Below are 19,987 nucleotides of genomic sequence, written 5' to 3'. Positions count from 1 at the left end.
GCGTGGGCACGGTCGGCGAAAAGTTGGACACGGTCGGCGAATTCGAGGGTACAGTCGGCGAATTCCAGGGCACGGTCGGCGAAAAGTTGGACACGATCGGCGAATTCCAGGGCACGATCGGCGGAGTGGGGTCAGGTCGTGGAGTGGGGCCAGGTGGCCGGGGGAGGTCAGAACGCGGTCCGCCGACGGCGACCGATCATCCGGCCTCGACAGGTTTGATCTGCGACAGGAACGTCGTCAGATAGTCCACCAACTCCTCGTCGCGCAGTCGCGGTGAGCCGACACCGCCGGTGCGCGGGATCGGAAGGGTCACGACCGACGTCGTCGCGCGGTAGCTCGCTGACGAATACAGCCGCTTGAGCCGGACCTGCTCGCTGTCGAGCAGCGTCATCGGCGACACCTTGACACCTGTTCCCGCCAAACCGATCTCGGTCACGCCACGCTCGCGACACCGCAATCTGAGGCGAGCGATGGACGCCAGCCTGCGGGTCTCCTCCGGCGGTTCGCCGTAGCGGTCGACCAGTTCGGCGAGTACACCGTCGACGGCCGCGTCGTTCTCGGCGGAGGCCAGCTTGCGGTAGGCCTCGAGGCGGAGGCGGTCCGAATCGACGTACTCGACCGGGATGTGGGCATCCACGGGCAGGTCAATGCGCACCTCCGTCGGTTCCGAACTCGTGACCGGCTTGCCGTCGGCGGCGGCGCGATAGGCCTCGACCGCCTCCCCCACCAGACGCACATACAGGTCGAATCCGACGCCTGCGACATGTCCGGATTGCTCCCCGCCCAACACATTTCCCGCGCCGCGCAGCTCGAGGTCCTTCAGCGCGACGGCCATCCCGGCGCCCAGTTCGTTGTTCTGGGCGATCGTCGCAAGGCGGTCGTAGGCGGTCTCGGTCAACGGACGTTCCGGACTGTAGAGCAGATAGGCGTAGCCGCGCTCGCGACTGCGGCCGACTCGTCCACGCAGCTGATGCAGTTGCGAGAGTCCGAGATTTTCCGCGCGGTCGACGATGAGGGTGTTGGCGTTGGAGATGTCGAGGCCGGTCTCGATGATGGTGGTACACACCAGGACATCGAACTCGCGGTTCCAGAATCCGGCGACAGTGCGTTCGAGCTGATCCTCGTTCATCTGTCCGTGCGCCACGACGACCCGCGCCTCCGGCACCATCTGAGCGATGTCGCGCGCTGTCTTGTCGATCGTGGAGACACGGTTGTGGACGTAGAACACCTGGCCGTCGCGCAGCAGCTCTCGACGGATCGCGGCCGCGACCTGTTTCGACGAGTAGCCACCCACATAGGTGAGCACGGGGTGGCGCTCCTCGGGAGGTGTCAGGATCGTCGACATCTCGCGGATCCCGGCCATCGACATCTCCAGGGTCCGCGGGATCGGCGTCGCGGACATCGTGAGGACGTCCACATGCGTACGCAGCGACTTGATGTGTTCCTTGTGCTCGACGCCGAAACGCTGTTCCTCGTCGACGATCACAAGACCGAGATCCTTCCATGTGACGCCGGTCTGCAGCAGTCGATGGGTACCGATGACGATGTCGACCTCGCCGGTCGCCATCGCGTCGATGACCTCCTTGGACTCCTTGGAGTCGGTGAAGCGCGACAACCCACGCACCCGGACCGGGAATCCTGTCATCCGCTCGGTGAAGGTCTGCAGATGTTGTTGCGCCAGAATGGTTGTCGGGACGAGCACGGCGACCTGCTTGCCGTCCTGCACGGCCTTGAACGCAGCACGGACGGCGATCTCGGTCTTGCCGTACCCGACGTCTCCGACGATGACGCGGTCCATCGGCACCGCACGTTCCATGTCCGACTTGACCTCTGCGATGACCGTGAGCTGGTCCATCGTCTCGGTGAAGTCGAAGGCGTCCTCCATCTCGCGCTGCCACGGCGTGTCCGGACTGAACGCATATCCGGGCGCGGCATGTCGTGCGGCATAGAGCTGAACGAGCTCGCCGGCGATCTCTCGAACGGCTTTGCGCGCCTTGCGTTTGGTGTTCTGCCAATCCGATCCGCCCAGCTTCGACAGCGACGGCTGCTCACCGCCGACGTAGCGCGAGAGTTGATCGAGGGCGTCCATCGGGACGTACAGACGGTCGCCTGGCTGGCCGCGCTTGCCCGCGGCATATTCGAGCACGAGGTATTCGCGACGCGCACCCGAGACCGTCCGTTCGATCATCTCGACGAACTTGCCGATGCCGTGCTGGTCGTGCACGACGAGGTCGCCTGCGGTCAGGGCGAGGGGGTCGACCTGGTTGCGACGTTTGGCCGGCAGCTTGCGACCGTCGCGGACGCCGGCCACCCGGTTGCCGGTCAGATCCGTCTCGGTGACGATCACGACTCCGGCATCCGGGCAGACGATGCCCGACCGCAGCGTGCCGTGGAACACCGACACCTGGCCCGGCTCCGGACGCGCGCCGGGATCGACGATCTCGGCGGGCACCTCCGCCTCGCCGAGACGTTCGCCGATCCGCTGGGCGGTCCCCTTGCCGGCGACGACGATCGCCGCGGTGCCGCCGGACGTCACGTGAGCGCGCAATGTCGCGAAGGTGGTGGCGATGTCGTGTTCGTTGCCGTGCGGGGCCGGAGCGGCCGTCAGATCGAGTTCGAGTTCGTCCCCGCTCCCCGTGGACAGCGGGCTCATGGTCCACCATGACCGCCCGGCGGCGAGCGTCGTCTTCTCCACGTCGTCGAGGGCACGGTAGGCGCTGGCCTGCAAGTCGATACCCGAGCCGTCCGCGTTGCGTCCGTCGACCGGCGCGTCGGCACCGAGGGCGGCGGCCGTCCACGATGCCTCGAGGAACTCCGCACCGGTCTGGGCGAGGTCGGCGGCTCGTGTCCGAACCTTCTCGGGGTCGAGCAGCAGCACACCCGTCCCGGTCGGCATGACCTCGGTGAGCAGCTGCATCTGCCCCTCGACGAGCATGGGGATCAGCGCCTCCATGCCCTCGACGGGGATGCCCTCGGCCAGCTTGGAGAGCATTTCGGCGAGCACACCGTCTCCGGAGTGTTCGGCGGCGAGGTCGGCGGCGCGTCCGCGCACCGCGGGGGTGAGCATCAGTTCACGGCCGGGGTGCACCCGGACGGTCGCGACCTCGATCTCCTGCTGGCTGCGCTGGTCGGCCACCGAGAATGCACGCATCTCGGAGATCTCGTCGCCCCAGAACTCCACTCGCACCGGGTAGTCGGCGGTGGTCGGGAAGACGTCGAGGATGCCGCCACGCACAGCGAACTCGCCGCGCCGGCCGACCATGTCGACGCGCTCGTAGGCCATCTCGACGAGATCGGTCAGCAGGCCGTCGAAGTCGATCTCGATGCCTTCGCGTAGCTCGACGGTGCGGACCGCACCGAGGCCCGGCGCCATCGGTTGGACCAGCGAACGCACCGTCGTGACGACGACACGCAGCGGTGTCCCGACCTCGGGATGGGCGAGCCGGTACAGCACGGCGAGACGCTGGCCGACCGTGTCGGCGCTCGGCGAGAGTCGCTCGTGCGGGAGCGTCTCCCACGACGGGAACTGCGCGACCGCCGCCGGGTCGTCGAGGAGTTCGGACAGTTCGGCGGTCAGATCGTCGGCCTCACGACCGTTGGCGGAGACGACGAGCAGGGGCGCGGTCCCGGCGCCGTCGGAGGTTGAGTGGGTCCCGCCCGCCGCGGCCAGGCAGGCCACGACGAAGGGACGCGCCGCGTCCGGTGCGGTGATGTCGAGTCTGTCCTGGCCGCGCCTGCCGACCAGATCCGCGATGGCCTTGTCAGCGCAGGTGACCGCGGCGAGCCCGTGCAGGGCGGGGGTAGTCGACACTCCGACGATTGTAGGCAACGCCGATGACATGAATCAGGGCAGCGCCCGCTGCATGTAGATGCAGTCGATCCACTGCCCGAACTTGTAGCCGACCGCCGGGGTGCGACCGACCTCGACGAACCCGTGCTTGGCGTGCAGGGCGACCGAGGCCTCGCCGCCCGTTGCCGCGATCACGGCGATCATCTGCCGGACGTTCGCGGGGTCGGCGGCCTCGATCAACGCGCCCAGCAGCGCGCCCCCGATGCCGCGGCCGCCCGCGTCGGGATCGAGGTAGATGGTGTCCTCGGCTGTCCACGCGTAGGCCTTCTTGTCCCGGAACGAGCTCAGGTAGGCGAATCCGATGACCGCCGCGTCGCCCGTGCCGTCGGCGTCGTCGACGGCGACGACGAACGGTCGGTCGGCCGCGTTGATCGCGGCGAGCTTGGCTTCCCAATGGTCCACCGTCGGCGCCTCGTAATCGAACGTGGCGACCGTGTGCTCGACGTAATGTCCGTAGATGACGGCGACGGCCGGGCAGTCGGCCGTGGTGGCAGGACGGATGGAGACCATGCCGACGATGATGCCGGATCGACGCGAGCACGTCGGACACGGGACCGAACACAGAACCGAACACGCGGAATCAACCGGACCACGGTCCTGTTAGATCTCGACATGAGCATCACCGACGCCGTCGACCGTCCACCCACGCTGTTCCTCAGTCACGGCGCGCCACCTCTGGTGGACAGCGAGCGCTGGGTGGACCAGCTCACCGAACTCGCGGGTCGATTGTCGCGGCCATCGGCGATCCTCGTCGTGTCGGCCCACTGGGAGGCAGCTCCCTTGACGATCGGGTCGACCGACCCGACGACTCCGCTGACCTATGACTTCTGGGGCTTCCCCGACCGCTTCTATCAGACGACGTACTGGTCCCCCGGCGCCGACGACCTGGCGGCGACAGTCGCGGCGATGATGCCCGACGGCGAGGCGATCGCCCACGATCGGCGCCGTCGCCTCGACCACGGTGCCTACGTTCCGCTGACTGTGATGTATCCCGAGGCCGACATCCCGGTCCTGCAGATCTCCCTGCCGACCCTCGATCCGGAACGGCTGCTCGATCTCGGCCGCCGGCTCGCGCCTCTGCGCGATCGCGGCGTGTTGATCATCGGGTCCGGATTCACCACGCACGGCCTGCCCTACCTGAGCGATCCCACACCGGAGGCGACGCCGCCGGGATGGTCGGTCGAGTTCGACGCCTGGGCGCACGAGCGGTTCGCTGCCGGCGACGTCGATGCCCTCATCGATTTCCGCAACCGGGCGCCGGGAATGCCGTATGCGCACCCGACGATCGAACACTTCGCACCGCTGTTCGTCGCGCTGGGCGCGAGCGACGACGTCGAGCAACGACCCGATCAGGTCATCGACGGATTCTGGATGGGCCTGGCGAAGCGGAGTGTCGTGCTCGCGTGACGGGCCCGTCAGAAGATGCCGCGATATGCGGAATCAACTGCTACAGATCGGATTCGGGCTCGTCGACGATCGTTCGTTCCCGGGACTCCACGTAGTCCGGCCCGACGAGTTCCGGGCTCGGATCGAGGCGGGTGAGTCCGTTCCAGCACAGGTTGACCAGGTGCGCCGCGACCACTTCTTTCGACGGCTCGCGGACGTCGAGCCACCACTGGGCGGTCACCGAGACCATGCCGACGAGGGCCTGCGCGTAGAGCGGAGCCAGTGTCGGATCGAAGCCGCGACGCTCGAAGTCGCCGGCCAGGATGTGCTCGACCTGACTGATGGCGTCGTTGAGCAGGCTCGAGTAGGTGGCGGTCTCGCTCGCGTCGGTCCGGTCCCCGCGGACAAGGATGCGGAAACCATCGGTCCGCTCCTCCATGTAGGTCAGCAGGGCGAGCGCCACCTGCTGAATCCGGTACAGCGAGCGATTCTTCGTGAGTGACGACGTGACCATCTCCAGCAAGGTCTCCATCTCGCGGTCGACGACCACCGCGTACAGACCTTCCTTGCCACCGAAGTGTTCGTAGACGATCGGCTTGGAGACACCGGCGCGCTGGGCGATCTCCTCGATCGAGGTGCCCTCGAAGCCGCGCTCGGCGAAGAGTCCGCGGGCCACTTCGATCAACTGGAGGCGCCGCTGGGCGCCGGTCATCCGGGCGCGAGGTGCGCGCTGCACCTCGCCGGACTTGTCGGTCGGGCGGCTCACTGCCATAAGTCAACCCTATCGACGACGGCCGGACTGCGGTAATCAGTAGACATGCTGACCATCGAGGAGATCTCGGCACGTCTCGAGATCCAACAGATCCTGACCGACTACTCGACCGCCGTGGATGCGCAACGGTTCGACGATCTCGATCGGGTGTTCACCGCCGACGCGCGCATCGACTACAGCGCCACCGGCGGCATCGTCGGCGATCTCGCGGAGGTGAAAGCGTGGCTGGCGCAGGTGCTCCCGGCCTTCTCGGCCTACTGCCATCTGCTCGGCAATCACGACATCCGGGTCGACGGCGGGTCGGCCACCACACGGTCGCTGTGTCTGAATCCGATGCAGACCCCGGACAACTCGACGTTCCTCTTGGGGCTCTGGTATTCCGACACGTGGATCCTCACCGACGACGGCTGGCGCATTACCACACGAACGCTGGAAAGGTGCTTCGACAAGCAGTTGTGATTACGCCGTGACGTAACCCCGGTTTCTTTGGACAATCGTTATCAAACGCCCAAAGCCACAGATCAGAGCATGTCTGCGCCACCGCGAGAGGCTCGATTGCGAAAGGGGATATCGCGCAAAACCTTCGCCGACCGGACTTTCGGCTATAAGCTGCAATTCGGTTCAGCTCCGGATTCCGGCCACCGGTCGACGACTGAGCACCGTCGGGGCCGACGACGAGGGGGTTCGGTTTGCAGCTGTGGGATTACGTGGAGGGGCACGCGAGCACCCTGACCTTTCTCACGTATCAGCATGCATCGTTGGCCTTTCAGACCGTGCTGGTGGGAACACTGGTCGCGGTGGTGATCGCGGTCGCGGTGTACCGGCTACCGTTCTTCTCCGCATTCACCTTGACCAGCAGCCGTGTCGCCCTGACGATCCCCTCCCTGGCGCTGCTGGCATTGCTGATCGTGCCGTTCGGCCTCGGCGTCGTGCCGTCGTTCATCATGCTCGCCTTCTTCGCGACTATGCCGGTCATCGGTAACGCCATCGTCGGCCTGCGCTCGGTGCCACCGTCGGTCGTCGAGGCCGCCAAGGGAATCGGCCTGTCGCGCTGGCGCATCCTGATGTCGGTGGAACTGCCGATCGCCTGGCCGGTGATCCTGACCGGCATCCGGGTCTCCACGCAGATGATCGTCGGCATCGCCGCGATCGTCGCGTACGTCCTCGGCCCCGGTCTCGGGTCCCTCATCTTCAGCGGCCTGTCCCGACTCGGCGGAGCCAACGCTCTCGAGATGGCTCTCACCGGAACGATTCTCATCGTCATCATCGCGCTCATCTTCGACGGACTGCTCGTCCTCCTCGGACGGCTCACCATCTCCAAAGGACTGCAATGACCGAATTGTCCACTGCGCCCTCGAACAACGACCGGACCGTCACCGGAGCGTCGATCCATCTCGACGGGGTGATGAAACGCTATCGCGGGCAGGAGAAGCCGGCGGTCGCCGCGCTCGACCTGGAGATCGAGGCAGGTCACATCGTCGCCTTCGTGGGGCCGTCGGGGTGCGGCAAGACCACCACGCTCAAGATGATCAACCGGCTCATCGAGCCCACCGAGGGTCGCATCCTCATCGACGGTCGCGACGTCACCCACGAGAACCCGGACAAGCTGCGGCAGGGCATCGGTTACGTCATCCAGTCCGGCGGTCTCTTCCCCCACTGGCCGGTGTCGAAGAACATCGGCGCCATCCCGCGAGTGCTCGGCTGGGACAAGAAGCGCATCGCCGAACGCACCGAGTACCTGCTCGATCTCGTCGGACTCGACGGACCCACCTTCGCCGACCGACTGCCCAAGGACATGTCCGGCGGCCAGCAGCAGCGCGTCGGCGTCGCCCGGGCGCTCGCCGCGGACCCACCGATCCTGCTGATGGACGAACCGTTCGGCGCGGTCGACCCGATCACCCGAGTCCGTTTGCAGGACAGCCTGATCGCCATCCAGCACGAGTTGGCCAAGACGATCGTGGTGGTCACCCACGACTTCGAGGAGGCGACCAAACTGGGCGACAAGGTCCTCATCCTCTCCGAGGGTGGCCACATCGAGCAGTACGCGGCGCCCGAGGAGATCCTCGCCAACCCGGCTTCCAAGTTCGTCGAGGACTTCATCGGCTCCGGCGCCACGCTGGCCCACCTCACCCTCTCCCGGGTCCGCGACGTACCGCCCGAACCCATCACGACGGCGCTGGTCGGCGAACCGTCGTCGACGGTGATCGGGCGTGCGCGGGCCGCCGACGACGAGTGGGTTGTCGTGGTGGACAACCAGGGTCACCCGCGCGCCTGGCCGTCACTGGCCGAGGTGGCGGCCAAACCGCAGGTGTCGGACTACATCGACCGACGCCTCCCCGTCGTGGCGCGGTCCTCGACCCTGAACGACGCCCTCGACTCGATGCTCGCAGCCAGCCAGGGCGGCGCGCTCGTCACCGATGGTCGCGGTGCAGCGATCGGAAAGCTGACCATCGCCACGGTCATGGAGATCATCCGGGGCCAGCTGTCCGAGGCGCGGCCGGAGGAAGAACACACGAACTACGTCGAGCACCCGGAGGGCACCCACACCGGCGAGATGCCGGTCATCGTTGCGGCGGACGAACCCGACGAGCCGGCATGAGACGAATCCGCAACCTCCCGATCGATGTGTGGCTGGAGCCGCTGCTCATCGTCGTGCTCCTCGCCGGATACATCATCTGGTACCAGAACACGACCCTGACCGAGACCGAGGCCGCAGCCCTCGGCTGGGACAACCTGCGCATCACCATCTTCGATCACATCAAGCTGACCGTCACGGCGACGGTGATCGTCATCGTCATCGCGATCCCCCTCGGCATCCTGTTGACCCGGCCGTCGATGAAGTGGCTCAACCCGATCGCGGTGAACATCGCGAACGTGGGCCAGGCCGCCCCCGCCGTCGGTCTGCTCGTGCTCTTCACCTTCTGGCTCGGAACAGGATTCAAGACAGCGGTGATCGGTCTCGTTGTCTACGCGATCCTGCCCATCCTGCAGAACACCATCGTCGGGCTGCGGCAGGTGGACCAGCGGACCGTCGAAGCCTCCCGCGGTATCGGCTACTCGGGGGCACGCACCCTCATCCAGGTCGAGCTGCCGCTGGCGGTGCCGGTGATCCTCAACGGAGTCCGGACCGCCCTGGTCATCCTCGTCGGCACCGCCACGCTGAGCACCTTCATCGGCGCGACGAGCCTGGGCACCCTGATCACCACCGGTGTCACGCTCTTCCTGCCGAAACTGCTTGTGTCAGGCGCGGTCCTGGTCGGCCTGCTGGCGCTGACCATCGATTGGCTCGGCCGACTCTTCGAACTCGTCGCAACCCCCCGAGGACTCTCATGAACCGCCCGGCCCGACGACGCGGGTTCCTCCGGACGACGCTGATGCTCGTATCGGTCGTCCTTCTCCTGGCCGGCTGCGGACTGGTGAGTTCGTCCGGCACGTTCAAAGCAGCCTCACTTCCCGACGGGCAGAAACCGTTGGAGGGTGCCAAGATCACCGTCACGTCGAAGAACTTCACCGAGAGCGTGCTACTCGGCAAGATCGCGGCCACCTACCTGGCAGCGGCCGGCGCCGAAGTCGTCGACCTCACCAACGCGCCGGGTTCGGCGTCGTCGCGGCAGGCCCAGCTCAACGGCGACGCGGATCTGTTGTGGGAGTACACCGGAACCGCCTGGGTGACCTACCTGCACGAGACCGAGGTGATCCCCGACCCGCAGGAACTGTGGCAGAAGGTGCACGACGCCGAGCTCGAGCAGAACAATCTGGTGTGGCTGCCGCCGGCGAACTTCAACGACACCTACGCGTTCGCCGTGTCGGGCCCGACAGCGAAACGCCTCAACGTGAAGACCATGTCGGACATCGCCAAGCTGCCCGTCAACGAACGCACCTTCTGCATCAATGACGAGTTCTTCAGCCGCCCCGACGGTTTCCTGCCGATGCTGGAGACCTACGGCATCCCCTACAACACCCCTAACGGTGTACCGGCCGGCAACGTGACCCAGATGGACTCCGGCGTCGTCTACACGTCGACGGCGAACAGTGCGCCCTGCAACTTCGGCATGGTCTACACCACCGACGGTCGCATCAAGAACCTCCAGCTGACCGTGCTCGAGGACGACAAGAAGTACTTCCTGCCCTACAGCGGAACCGTGGTGGTGCGCAAGGAGACCCTCTACGAGTACCCGCAGATCCAACCGCTGATGGACACACTCTCCGAGCGGCTCACCGACGAGGTCATGCAGGAACTCAACGGCCAGGTCGACATCGACGGCGAGGATCCCTCCGACGTCGCCTACAACTGGCTCAAGAGCGAGGGCCTGATCACCTGACGCGCACAGCCGGACACGCTCGGCGACATCCGGGACACGGCCGGCGAGATTGGGGACCCGCTCGGCGCAGGTCGGTCAGTCGCGGTCCATACGCCGCTGCTGGATCGCACGGATCTGCGTCTCGGTGAGTGGTGGAGTGGGTATGTCGCCGCCGTCCGGGTCCGCGTGGATGCCGCGGAGGAAGAGCTCGACGTAGCGTCGCCAGGCGCCCGGGACGGTCGCCTCGGTGAGGTCGGCGAACGCCGAGATCATCGTGAAGATACCGAAGAAATCGGTGCTTGAGACATCAGACCGCAGGACGCCCGCCGTCATCGCACGATCGAAGATCTCTTCCATGTGTCGGGTCAGCTGCGACTTGGTCGACTCGATGTCCGGATGCGAATGGTCGATACGCATGACGATGGCCGCCAATCCACGATCGGCCGCCAGCACGCTGCAGAACCACGTCAACAGATCGACAACCGCCGCCCACGGATCGGGGTCGTCGAGTGCGTCGTGCGCATGCGCCACGACCTCTTTGAGGTGCTCGGCGAAGATGGCGGTGATGAGGTCGTCGCGGTTCGCGAACCGCCGATAGACGGTGCCGACACCGACCCCCGCACGTTCGGCCACCTCGTCCATGGACACCTCGAGGCCACGCTCGGCGAACAGGTCGCGGGCGGCCTCGATGATCCGCAGGCGGTTGCGCTCGGCATCCGCCCGCAGCTGACGGGGTTCGACCTCTCTGGGTTCGGACTCGCTGGGTTCGACCCCATCGGGTTCGACTTCCGGTTTCGACGACGTGGGCATGATCACATTCTATAACCGGAGGAATCTTCTCCGGTTATGGGGTCGTTGTCACCCAGTAAGCGGAGGAGATACCTCCGCATCAGACGGAGGCCCGAATGAGTACCACGTACGACACGGCCGACGCACCGGTCGCCGAGAAGGAATCCCAGCAGGAACGGCATCACCGTCTGCGCTGGGTCGTTCTGGGCGTGCTGGCGCTGGCCCAGCTGATGGTCGTCCTGGACGCGACCATCGTGAACATCGCCCTGCCGCACGCCCAGGCGTCGCTCGGTTTCGACAACGCGGACCGGCAGTGGATCGTCACCGCCTATGCCCTGGCCTTCGGCAGCCTGTTGCTGCTCGGCGGTCGACTGTCCGATCTGTGGGGCCGCAAGGTCACCTTGATCATCGGCCTGGTCGGTTTCGCCGTGATGTCCGCGGTCGGAGGCGCCGCGGTCAACTTCGAGATGCTGGTCGCCGCACGTGCCGGACAGGGAGTCTTCGGCGCACTTCTCGCACCTGCCGCACTGTCTTTGCTGACCACGACGTTCACCGATCCCGCGGAGCGCGGTCGTGCGTTCGGCATCTTCGGTGCGATCGCCGGTGGCGGTGGCGCACTCGGACTGCTGCTCGGAGGCATGCTCACCGAGTGGGCGGACTGGCGCTGGTGCCTCTACGTGAATCTCGTCATCGCGGCCATCGCGCTCGTGGGTGCCGTGCTGTTCGTCGGATCGCACAAGGCCGAGCATCGTCCGCGGCTGGACATCCCCGGCGTCGTCACCGTCTCGCTGGCGCTGTTCTCCATCGTCTACGGCTTCTCCAATGCGGAGACCAACGGTTGGGGTGACTGGGCAACGATCACCTGGCTGATCGCGGGCGCGGTGCTGCTGGCCACATTCGTCTGGCTGCAGTCGCGGACCGATCACGCCCTGCTGCCGCTGCGCGTGGTGCTCGACCGCACCCGTGGCGGCTCCTACCTGGTCGTCTTCATCGCCGGCATCGGCATGTTCGGCATCTTCCTGTTCCTGACCTACTACCTGCAGCAGAACCTCGGGTTCAGTCCCATCCGCACCGGGCTCGCTTTCCTTCCGATGATCGGCGTGCTGATCGTCACCGCGACCACCTCGACCGGCGTCCTGTTGCCGCGATTCGGTCCGCGTTGGCTGATGAGCGCTGGCATGCTGATCGCCGCCGGCGGCATGGTCTACCTGACCCAGATCACCGAGACGAGCTCGTATGCGACGGACATCCTGCCCGCGCTGATCATCATGGGTGTGGGCCTGGGCGCCTCCATGGCACCGGCCATGCAGGGAGCCGTGTCGGGCGTCTCGTCCGACGACGCGGGCGTGGCATCGGCGACCGTGAACACGATGCAGCAGGTCGGCGGTTCCGTGGGCACCGCCTTGCTGAGCACCATCGCCGCCAGTTCCGCCACGGGATATCTGACCGAACACGCCTCGCACGTGGTCAACCCGACCGTGCTGGCTCAGCTGGCCGCCGTGCACTCCTACACGACCGCGTTCTGGGTCGCGGCAGCGGTGTTCGCCGCGGGTGGCGTCATCGCCGGGCTCGTGGTGCGCAGCGGCAAGCTGCCCGCCGCCCCCGACGGTGCACCGGCGATGGCTCACTGAGTCCGAGCACGACATCCGACAGACTGTGGCCGCCGCTCCCCATCAGGGGGCGGCGGCCACCGTTGTCATCGTCGTCAGGGGCCCGTCAACGCAGACTGGCCGGGAGGGCCGAGACCGGCGCGACGAGCGTGTCACTCCCGCTGCCGGCAGAGAGGATGCCGACCACTCGACCGGCGGCATCGCGAACTCCCGCGCCGCTGTCCCCGGACTGCGAGACGAGGGTCGACCGGACGGAGACGGTGGCCTGTCGGATCAGGAACGGTGGCGCGAACGAGAACCCCTGCGCCGTGCGCACCGTCGGACGCGGATCGGTGATGACTCCGCTTCCGAAACCGGTGGTGACGCCGCGCTTGGTGACCTTCTGCCCACGCCAGAAGCCGGACGTCCAATTGACCGTGTCGACGACCACGCGGCTGCGCGGTGCCAACCGGATCACGGCGATGTCGAGACGTCGCGTGATCTGATTGGCGCTGATCGTGCCGATGCGGGTGCCGCTCCCGTCGAACACACCCTGGCCCACATCTCCGCAGTGTCCGGCGGTGATCGCCTTCGTTCGCGACAGCACGGCCCCGAGCGTGCACCGGGCGCTCGTCACGATCGTGTCGTCGACCTCGATCGCCATGCCCGACCGCACCATCGGGGTGGCCGCCTGCGCGCTCACCGCGGGCGCGGCCCCGATCGTCAACGCCGAGAGCAGCACGGCCACAGCAACCCTTGTCCGCATGACTCCCCCTCGAGATCGCTGCGGACACAGCGTCCGACAGTCACGGTGGGGTAACGCTAGCACGGCGATGATTCGTGATCGCGAAACTCGGGGACCCTTCGAGACGGTCGCAAGCTCCCTCCTCAGGGATCGGGAGACAACTCGCAAGCTCCCTTCTCAGGGATCAGGAGACGACTCGCAAGCTCCCTCCTCCCCCCGATCCCCGAGATGCGAGGAGCGCACAATCCACCCACCGATCCCTGAGGTGCGAGGAGCGCAGCGACGAAGCCTCGAAGGGTCCCCGAATACCAGGGCCTCCAAGGGTCAGGCCGCGAACACCGAGAGGCGTGAGGGCACCTCGACCACCGAATAGTGCGACGCGTCGCCCTGGAGCACCTGACTGGACTGTCCGTTCACATCGACCGGGACGTCGCCGGCCAGGGTGATCCGATGCAGTTCCCGGGTCTGGTTGCCGTAGTCGGCGATTCCGTAATGCTGCGTGGCGCGGTTATCCCAGATCACCACGTCGCCGAGGCTCCAGTTCCACCGGAAGGTGTTCTCCAGCTTAATGATCCGCGCCTGCAACAGCTGATAGAGATCGGCGAACTCCGAGCTCTTGAGCCCACGGAACTCCTTGGCGAAGTGCCCGAGGAGCAGGCTGCGCTCCCCCGTCTCCGGGTGCACGCGCACAACCGGATGCAACGTCTGGTACTCGCTACTGGTGAACTCCTTGTAGTGATCTGTCTTGCGGCTGACGTCGACCCCGCCGGTGGGCTCCGACTGGCTGACATAGTCGTACAGATTGGTATGCGTGGCCCACAGCTCCTCGGTGAGCGCGCGCAGGGGCTTGGGCAACTGCTCGTAGGCCGCCACCGTCGACGCCCAGGTGGTCGCGCCGCCATAGCTCGGCAACGTGACCGCACGCAGGATCGACGCCTTCGGAATCCGGTCGACGAAGGTGACGTCGGAGTGCCAGCTGTTGGCCGCACCCTCGATCGTCAGCAACTGGGTGCCACGCGAGGTGACGGTCGGGTGCGGGGCGGTCGGGTCACCCAGCAGCTGCGCGAAGGCGTACTGGCTGTCGTCGTCGAGGTGATCCTGTCCGGTGAACGCGATGGTCTTGTTGATCGCCAGCGCGAGACGGATCGCCTCCACCTGTTCCGGCGCCAGATCGCCGCCGAGGCGCACCTGCCCGATCCGCGCGCCGATGTGTTCCCCGAGCTTCTGGACGGTGATCCCGGCATCCCGGTAGATCTCCTCGGCGGCACGCTCCCGTTCCGTCTTGTCATCGATCTGCGCCAGCGTCATCTCTTGTCCTCTCATCGATCTCACCAATGTTGTTTCACGACAGACATTTTCATCACATCACCCGGTCGGCGACGGTGACGAGTCCACAATCACCGTGATCGGAAGTCGCGGGTCAGTCGGCCGAGTTCTCCGCCGCGTCGTCGATCTCACGGCGCACGTCGAGCGGTACCCGCACCGTGCCCGGACGATAGGTGACCGCTCGCAGCGCCGGACCGAAGGCGAAGACACCACGGCGCCGTCGCAGTTCGGAATCCACCGGACCGCGGGCGTCGAGTCCCACCGAGATCCCGGTCCAGGGGGCCATCCCGACGAGTTGGAACTGGTCGTCGAGTTTGGCGATGATCGACGACTGGCCGTCGGTCACGGCCTCGACGGTGAAGTCCCACCGGACATTCGGCGTCGCGACAGCACGCACGACAAGCCCCGTGGTGCCCGGCGGGATCGGGCCGGAAGCGTTTCGTCGTCGGCCGTAACTGTTGAACACGAGATGGGCAGAACCCGATTCGACGTACAGCAGGTAACCGCCCTGCGGATCCCCGTGGGCGACGACGACACCCTCGTCCTGCGCGGTCCAGTCCGCCAGTTCGATGTCGATCTCGAAGTCACGGTAGGCGATCAATCGGCTGGACCGGTACCGCTCGAGCGTGGGCGTCCCGGCGAGGATACGCACGGGATCGGTGAGGCGCTCTTCGTCCGGCCGGCGACGGATCTGCGCCGGAACCGAATCGAAGAGCGGGAACACCGTGTTGTGCCAGGCGGCGTCGTCCCACGCCTGCGCGAGTTCGACCACCTTATCGGGGTGTTCGGCAGCGAGATCACGCGTCTCGGCCGGGTCGACGGTGACGTCGAACAACTGCCAGACCGGATTGTCGACGGCCGACGGGTCGGTGTGCAGTGACACCAGTTTCCACCCGTCCCGATAGAACCCGCGATGGCCACCGAACTCCGCGTACTGCTCGGTGTGCCGCGACTCGGCGCGCCGGTCACGCAGAAAGTCGGCGGCACTGACCCCGTCGCGATCCTGGGCTGGGCGTCCTTGACGCCGACCGGGGGTGTCGACGCCGGCGAGTTCCAAGAGCGTCGGGACGACGTCGGTGACGTAGGAGAACTGTCGCCGTACGCCGTTGTCCCCGTCGTCCCGGCGCAGCCCACGCGGCCAGGACAGGATGAACGGGACGCGGACACCACCGGCGAAGGTCTGGCCCTTGTAGAAGCGGAACGGGGTGTTCGACGCTTGGCCCCACCCCCGCGGATAGTGCACCCCGATCTCCGATGTCCCGATCAGATCCTCGTCGTGCGGGACGTCGCGTTCCCAGTCCGGCGGAACCGGCCCGTGCACGAATTGGCTGAAGTACGAGCGGGTTCCGACCGGCCCACCCTCGGCGGTCCCGCCGTTGTCGGAGGTGAACACGATGATCGTGTTGTCGAGCTCGCCGAGCTCCTCCAAGGTGTCCATGACCCGCCCGACGCTCTGGTCGACACTGTCGACCATGGCAGCGTAGACCTCCTGGTATCGCTGATACCGACGCTGCTCGTCGGGTCCGAGGTCCTCCCACGGCGGTGCGTCGTACCCGGGTTCGGTGTTCCGCGGCGCGATCGGCGTGTCAGGGTCGAACAGCCCGTCGGCCTTTTGCCGTTCGAATCGGCGCTGCCGGATGACATCCCATCCCTCGGCGTACCGGTCGCGGTACTTGGCGAGGTCGGCGCCTTTGACCTGATGCGGTCCGTGCATCGCGATGTGCGCGAAGTAGAGGAAGAACGGCTTCGTCTGGTCCTCGGCGCGCAACGACTTGATCTGCCGGATCGCCCGATCTGTCAGGTCGTCGGTGACGTAGTAGTCCTCGGGATACTCGTCGACGTCGACGACCGAGTTGTCGGCGATGAGCTGATTGGGATGGAAGAATGAGTTCAGCCCTTCGAGGGAACCGTAGTAGCTGTCGAAACCTCGCTGTATCGGCCATGATTCGCGGTTGCGACCCGGCCCCATGTTCGCGTCCCGCACGAGATGCCACTTTCCCACCGCGTACGTCGCGTAGCCGCTCTCGCGCAGTATCTCCGGCAGGGTGAGGACGTCGTCGGCGAGTTCGAGTCGTAGTCCGGGAAATCCGGGATCGGAGTTGGCCACGCTCCCATAACCCGCGCGATGCGGGTTGAGGCCGGTCAGCAACGCTGCGCGCGCCGGAGAGCACACCGGCGTCGTGTGATAGTTGCTCAATCGGAACCCGTTGCGCGCCAATCGATCGATGTTCGGCGTGTCGATCTCGGCGCCGAAGGGACCGATGTCCGAATAGCCCATGTCGTCGATCAGGACGACGACGATGTTCGGAGCACCCGCAGGTGCGCGCCGCTCGGCCGGCCACCACGGTTCCGACTGCGATGTCGTCCGGCCGATCACCCCACCGAATCCCTCGTAACCCCGTGCATCCGCGGGAATCGTCGGTGTCGCGCGATCGGCCATGGTGACCGTCCTCCTCGTCGTCGTCGTCCGCGTTCGGCGACGCGGGCAGGAGGCACGGTGCCGCACCGTCGTTCGGGTGTCAAGGGTTCCATCCGCAGGAAATCGAACAGCGCATCCGGCACGGCGAAGCGACCACAATGAGCGGCGAACCCGCCATGGTGCGGGCCTGTTCGACAGCCCAGATCACTCTGCGACCACCACATCTCGCAGACCTCACAGAAACGTCATCGAGAATGCTCCGACATCGAGGTGTCCGGGTGAGCTGCGCGCTCATCGCCGCGCTCTGTTCCGTGATCGCGACGGCCGGTTGCCAGTCCGCGGTCTCCCAGCAGCAGAACGCGGCCGTACGATCCCTGGCCCCCGGTGAGCCGGCACCCCGCGGCGGCGAACTGCGAGTCGGCGTCCTCAGCGACCTGTCGCCGAAGACGTTCCTGCAGATCGGGACCGGAGCACTCAACGGGCAGGTCGTCGCCAACGCCTTCGACACACTGATCCGCTATTCGCGCGAGTCCCTGACAGTGCGCCCTTCGCTGGCCACGGCCTGGCAGCTCGCACCGGACGGTCGGTCGCTGACGCTGGATCTGCGCCGCGACGTGACCTTCCACGACGGACGGCCTTTTGTGTCGTCGGACGTGGAGAATTCGATCAAGGCGTACCTCGGTGGACCGTGGACGCCGCAGTTCAAGCGCACGGCGGCTGCCATCACCGCGTTCGACACCACCGATCCGCATCGCATCGTGTTGGGTTTCGCGCATCCGCTGAGCAACATCTTCGATCTTCTCGACTCGGCGCCGATCGTCGACCAGAACAGTCTGGCCGACCTCAAGGCCGGCAAGCGGTTCAACGGGACGGGGCCGTTCAGGTTCTCGTCGTGGCAACCGAATTCCTCGGTCCGCCTGGTGCGTAACGAGCACTACTGGGGTGGCGCACCGCCACTGGATGCGATCCGGTTCGTCGTGGTGAAGGACGATCAGTCGCTCGCCACCCGGCTGCGGACCGGACAGCTGGATGTGGCGGACGGGCTGAGCTACCACGATCAGCAGCTGATCACGTCGCGGTACGGGTTCAAGGAGGTCACGTTCACCGGCGGCGAGTCCCAGCAGTACGTCGGGATCAACGTGCAGAACCCCGTGTTGGCCGACGTGCGGGTACGTCGGGCCATCGCCTATGCCGTCGACCGCAAGCGCATCATCTCGGATGTGTACCGCGGCAGCGGTTACACGGTGAACCTGCCGTGGCCCAGGTGGTCGCCCGCCCATCAGGCGGCCGCCGACGACACCTATACCCGCGATCTCCCCAAGGCGCGTGCACTGCTCGCGCAGGTAGGCCCGATTCCGCCGCTGACGCTGGACTTCTCGACCCAGGGTGTGGACCGGACGATCGCCGAGATCGTCCAGTCGAACCTCAAAGACATCGGGATCACGGTTGATCTCGTACCGAACGACCAGACGCAGCAGGCATCCAAGTTGATCGGTGGGAAGTTCCCCGGCCTGTGGCTGCTGCAGCACGGTTTCGCACAGTTCACCCCGTCGACGCTGGCGGTCTCCGCCTATCCGTTCAACGCTGCGAAGAATTCGTCGAACTACGTCAACCCTGCCTATGCCGCAGCGGCGAATGACGCCTGGACCACACCCGACGGCACGTCAGCGGCAGCGCTCGACGCCTACCGACGGCTCGACGACATCTGGCTCAACGACCTGTTCCTGGTCGAGATCGGCGTCGTGCTGACCAAGGTCGCGACCGCGGGTTCGGTCGGCAACGTCGACTGGGACCGCCGCAACCAGCTCCACCTCGCGAACACCTATCTCACCACCGCAGGAAAGCAGTAGACATGCTCGGATACCTGATACGTCGGCTCCCGACCGCCATCGTCGTACTGGTGGTCGCGTCGCTGCTCATCTTCTCGATACTGCGTCTGATCCCCGGCGGGCCGGAGGCCGCACTCGCCGGCCCCGATGCGTCCCCCCAGGAGCTCGCCGCGATCCGCCACGACCTGGGTCTGGACCGCAGTTTCATCGCGCAGTACTTCGCCTGGATCGGCGGCGTGCTGACACTCGATCTCGGGCAGAGTTACCAGGTCGGCGGCAGCATCTCGGGCCTGATCGGATACGGACTCACCAACACGCTGATCCTGACGATCACCGCGTTGTTCATCGCGATCGCTTTGGCCTTCGCCCTCAGCCTGGCGGCGACCATCTTCCACAACAAGTATCTGAACGCGGCACTGACCGGCGTCAACGCGGCCGCGATCGCGCTGCCTACGTTCGTCGTCGGTACGGCGCTGATCCTTGTGTTCGGTGTCCGACTCCGATGGCTCCCGGCCGGCGGGACCCCGCCGGACGGTTTCACCGACAGCCTGCAGATCAGTGCTCAGTACCTGATCCTGCCCGCGCTCACCCTGGGCCTGCCCGCAGGCGCGATGCTGGCCCGCTTCCTCACCGAGTCGATTCGCACAGAACTGCGACAACCGTACGTGGTGACGGCGCGATCTCTGGGGATCTCGCACACCGACATCGTCCTCAAACACGCACTGCGCAATGCCCTTCCACCTACTCTCACAGCACTCGGGCTGACCGTCGGCGCACTCCTCGGCGGCGCGGTGCTGGTGGAGTCCATCTTCGGCTGGCCAGGACTCGGCCTGCTGACCGAGGAAGGCATCTTCACGCGCGACTATCCCCTCGTCCAGGTACTCGTGCTGCTGTCGGTGGCGGTCTTCGTCATCATCCAGCTCCTCGCCGACATCGCGCACGCCTGGCTCGACCCCCGTATCCGGCTGGCAGGTGAATGAC

General features: G+C 66.2%; 16 protein-coding genes. 9 read left to right on the top strand and 7 right to left on the bottom strand.

The window, feature by feature from the left end:
* Window positions 1-196 precede the first annotated feature (196 nt).
* Window positions 197-3,811 (bottom strand): transcription-repair coupling factor, encoded by a 3,615-nt coding sequence (mfd, locus tag EEB19_RS09150; RefSeq protein WP_187585336.1) that lies wholly within the window; start codon window positions 3,809-3,811, stop codon window positions 197-199.
* Window positions 3,812-3,844: 33 nt separating this feature from the next.
* Window positions 3,845-4,360: a GNAT family N-acetyltransferase gene (locus tag EEB19_RS09145; RefSeq protein ID WP_187585334.1), complete on the bottom strand. Its 516-nt coding sequence runs from the start codon at window positions 4,358-4,360 to the stop codon at window positions 3,845-3,847.
* A gap of 102 nt (window positions 4,361-4,462) precedes the next feature.
* On the opposite strand from EEB19_RS09145, the gene EEB19_RS09140 reads away from it, so the two are divergent.
* Entirely contained in the window at window positions 4,463-5,257 is a 795-nt protein-coding gene (locus EEB19_RS09140) for a dioxygenase (RefSeq protein WP_187585332.1), read from the top strand.
* Window positions 5,258-5,297: 40 nt separating this feature from the next.
* On the opposite strand, the gene EEB19_RS09135 is transcribed toward EEB19_RS09140, so the two are convergent.
* On the bottom strand, window positions 5,298-6,008 hold the full coding sequence (locus tag EEB19_RS09135; RefSeq protein ID WP_187585330.1) for a TetR/AcrR family transcriptional regulator: 711 nt from the start codon (window positions 6,006-6,008) through the stop codon (window positions 5,298-5,300).
* Window positions 6,009-6,053: 45 nt separating this feature from the next.
* Between EEB19_RS09135 and EEB19_RS09130 the strand changes: the two genes are divergently transcribed.
* From EEB19_RS09130 to EEB19_RS09110, 5 genes are all read left to right on the top strand, one after another.
* Entirely contained in the window at window positions 6,054-6,467 is a 414-nt protein-coding gene (locus EEB19_RS09130; protein ID WP_187585328.1) for a nuclear transport factor 2 family protein, read from the top strand.
* A gap of 230 nt (window positions 6,468-6,697) precedes the next feature.
* Window positions 6,698-7,342: an ABC transporter permease gene (locus tag EEB19_RS09125; protein ID WP_187585326.1), complete on the top strand. Its 645-nt coding sequence runs from the start codon at window positions 6,698-6,700 to the stop codon at window positions 7,340-7,342.
* Window positions 7,339-8,607 (top strand): ATP-binding cassette domain-containing protein, encoded by a 1,269-nt coding sequence (locus EEB19_RS09120; protein ID WP_187585324.1) that lies wholly within the window; start codon window positions 7,339-7,341, stop codon window positions 8,605-8,607. The genes EEB19_RS09125 and EEB19_RS09120 overlap by 4 nt, the downstream gene beginning before the upstream one ends.
* Window positions 8,604-9,341, top strand: a complete 738-nt coding sequence (locus EEB19_RS09115) for an ABC transporter permease (protein WP_187585322.1) — start codon at window positions 8,604-8,606, stop codon at window positions 9,339-9,341. The genes EEB19_RS09120 and EEB19_RS09115 overlap by 4 nt, the downstream gene beginning before the upstream one ends.
* Window positions 9,338-10,330: a glycine betaine ABC transporter substrate-binding protein gene (locus EEB19_RS09110; RefSeq protein ID WP_187585320.1), complete on the top strand. Its 993-nt coding sequence runs from the start codon at window positions 9,338-9,340 to the stop codon at window positions 10,328-10,330. The genes EEB19_RS09115 and EEB19_RS09110 overlap by 4 nt, the downstream gene beginning before the upstream one ends.
* Window positions 10,331-10,405: 75 nt before the next feature.
* Here the strand turns inward: EEB19_RS09110 and EEB19_RS09105 are convergent, their stop codons facing one another.
* Complete coding sequence (locus tag EEB19_RS09105; protein WP_187585318.1) at window positions 10,406-11,119, bottom strand: TetR/AcrR family transcriptional regulator; 714 nt, start codon at window positions 11,117-11,119, stop codon at window positions 10,406-10,408.
* A gap of 95 nt (window positions 11,120-11,214) precedes the next feature.
* Here EEB19_RS09105 and EEB19_RS09100 point away from each other — a divergent pair, with 95 nt between their 5' ends.
* Window positions 11,215-12,729, top strand: a complete 1,515-nt coding sequence (locus EEB19_RS09100) for a DHA2 family efflux MFS transporter permease subunit (RefSeq protein ID WP_187585316.1) — start codon at window positions 11,215-11,217, stop codon at window positions 12,727-12,729.
* An 85-nt stretch (window positions 12,730-12,814) separates the two neighbouring features.
* Here EEB19_RS09100 and EEB19_RS09095 read toward each other — a convergent pair whose 3' ends face one another.
* The 3 genes from EEB19_RS09095 to EEB19_RS09085 all read right to left on the bottom strand — a co-directional run bounded on the left by EEB19_RS09095 (window position 12,815) and on the right by EEB19_RS09085 (window position 17,198).
* A complete protein-coding gene (locus EEB19_RS09095; RefSeq protein WP_316245465.1) occupies window positions 12,815-13,435 on the bottom strand; it encodes a hypothetical protein in 621 nt (206 codons plus the stop codon).
* 321 nt (window positions 13,436-13,756) lie between these two features.
* Window positions 13,757-14,740, bottom strand: coding sequence for a TauD/TfdA family dioxygenase (locus EEB19_RS09090; RefSeq protein WP_187585417.1), 984 nt, complete (start codon window positions 14,738-14,740; stop codon window positions 13,757-13,759).
* Window positions 14,741-14,852: 112 nt separating this feature from the next.
* The gene (locus EEB19_RS09085; protein ID WP_187585312.1) at window positions 14,853-17,198 is read right to left on the bottom strand and encodes an arylsulfatase; all 2,346 of its coding nucleotides are present in this window, start codon (window positions 17,196-17,198) and stop codon (window positions 14,853-14,855) included.
* A gap of 233 nt (window positions 17,199-17,431) precedes the next feature.
* Here EEB19_RS09085 and EEB19_RS09080 point away from each other — a divergent pair, with 233 nt between their 5' ends.
* Complete coding sequence (locus EEB19_RS09080) at window positions 17,432-19,027, top strand: ABC transporter substrate-binding protein (protein WP_187585310.1); 1,596 nt, start codon at window positions 17,432-17,434, stop codon at window positions 19,025-19,027.
* Window positions 19,028-19,029: 2 nt separating this feature from the next.
* The gene (locus EEB19_RS09075) at window positions 19,030-19,986 is read left to right on the top strand and encodes an ABC transporter permease (protein ID WP_187585308.1); all 957 of its coding nucleotides are present in this window, start codon (window positions 19,030-19,032) and stop codon (window positions 19,984-19,986) included.
* Window position 19,987: the final 1 nt, after the last annotated feature.

The sequence above is a fragment of the Gordonia sp. OPL2 genome (assembly GCF_003797825.1).
Taxonomy (GTDB): domain Bacteria; phylum Actinomycetota; class Actinomycetes; order Mycobacteriales; family Mycobacteriaceae; genus Gordonia.
Note: the sequence above shows the minus strand (reverse complement) of the source record. Positions and strands in the feature narration are given on the sequence as shown.

What these genes read in the sequence shown, in the direction of transcription:
- EEB19_RS09085 (WP_187585312.1), bottom strand. Translation starts at nt 17,198, where the DNA reads ATGGCCGATCGCGCGACACCGACGATTCCCGCGGATGCACGGGGTTAC.
- EEB19_RS09105 (WP_187585318.1), bottom strand. Translation starts at nt 11,119, where the DNA reads ATGCCCACGTCGTCGAAACCGGAAGTCGAACCCGATGGGGTCGAACCC.
- EEB19_RS09075 (WP_187585308.1), top strand. Translation starts at nt 19,030, where the DNA reads ATGCTCGGATACCTGATACGTCGGCTCCCGACCGCCATCGTCGTACTG.
- EEB19_RS09135 (WP_187585330.1), bottom strand. Translation starts at nt 6,008, where the DNA reads ATGGCAGTGAGCCGCCCGACCGACAAGTCCGGCGAGGTGCAGCGCGCA.
- EEB19_RS09145 (WP_187585334.1), bottom strand. Translation starts at nt 4,360, where the DNA reads ATGGTCTCCATCCGTCCTGCCACCACGGCCGACTGCCCGGCCGTCGCC.
- EEB19_RS09080 (WP_187585310.1), top strand. Translation starts at nt 17,432, where the DNA reads ATGCTCCGACATCGAGGTGTCCGGGTGAGCTGCGCGCTCATCGCCGCG.
- EEB19_RS09115 (WP_187585322.1), top strand. Translation starts at nt 8,604, where the DNA reads ATGAGACGAATCCGCAACCTCCCGATCGATGTGTGGCTGGAGCCGCTG.
- EEB19_RS09120 (WP_187585324.1), top strand. Translation starts at nt 7,339, where the DNA reads ATGACCGAATTGTCCACTGCGCCCTCGAACAACGACCGGACCGTCACC.
- EEB19_RS09100 (WP_187585316.1), top strand. Translation starts at nt 11,215, where the DNA reads ATGAGTACCACGTACGACACGGCCGACGCACCGGTCGCCGAGAAGGAA.
- EEB19_RS09130 (WP_187585328.1), top strand. Translation starts at nt 6,054, where the DNA reads ATGCTGACCATCGAGGAGATCTCGGCACGTCTCGAGATCCAACAGATC.
- EEB19_RS09110 (WP_187585320.1), top strand. Translation starts at nt 9,338, where the DNA reads ATGAACCGCCCGGCCCGACGACGCGGGTTCCTCCGGACGACGCTGATG.
- EEB19_RS09090 (WP_187585417.1), bottom strand. Translation starts at nt 14,740, where the DNA reads ATGACGCTGGCGCAGATCGATGACAAGACGGAACGGGAGCGTGCCGCC.
- EEB19_RS09140 (WP_187585332.1), top strand. Translation starts at nt 4,463, where the DNA reads ATGAGCATCACCGACGCCGTCGACCGTCCACCCACGCTGTTCCTCAGT.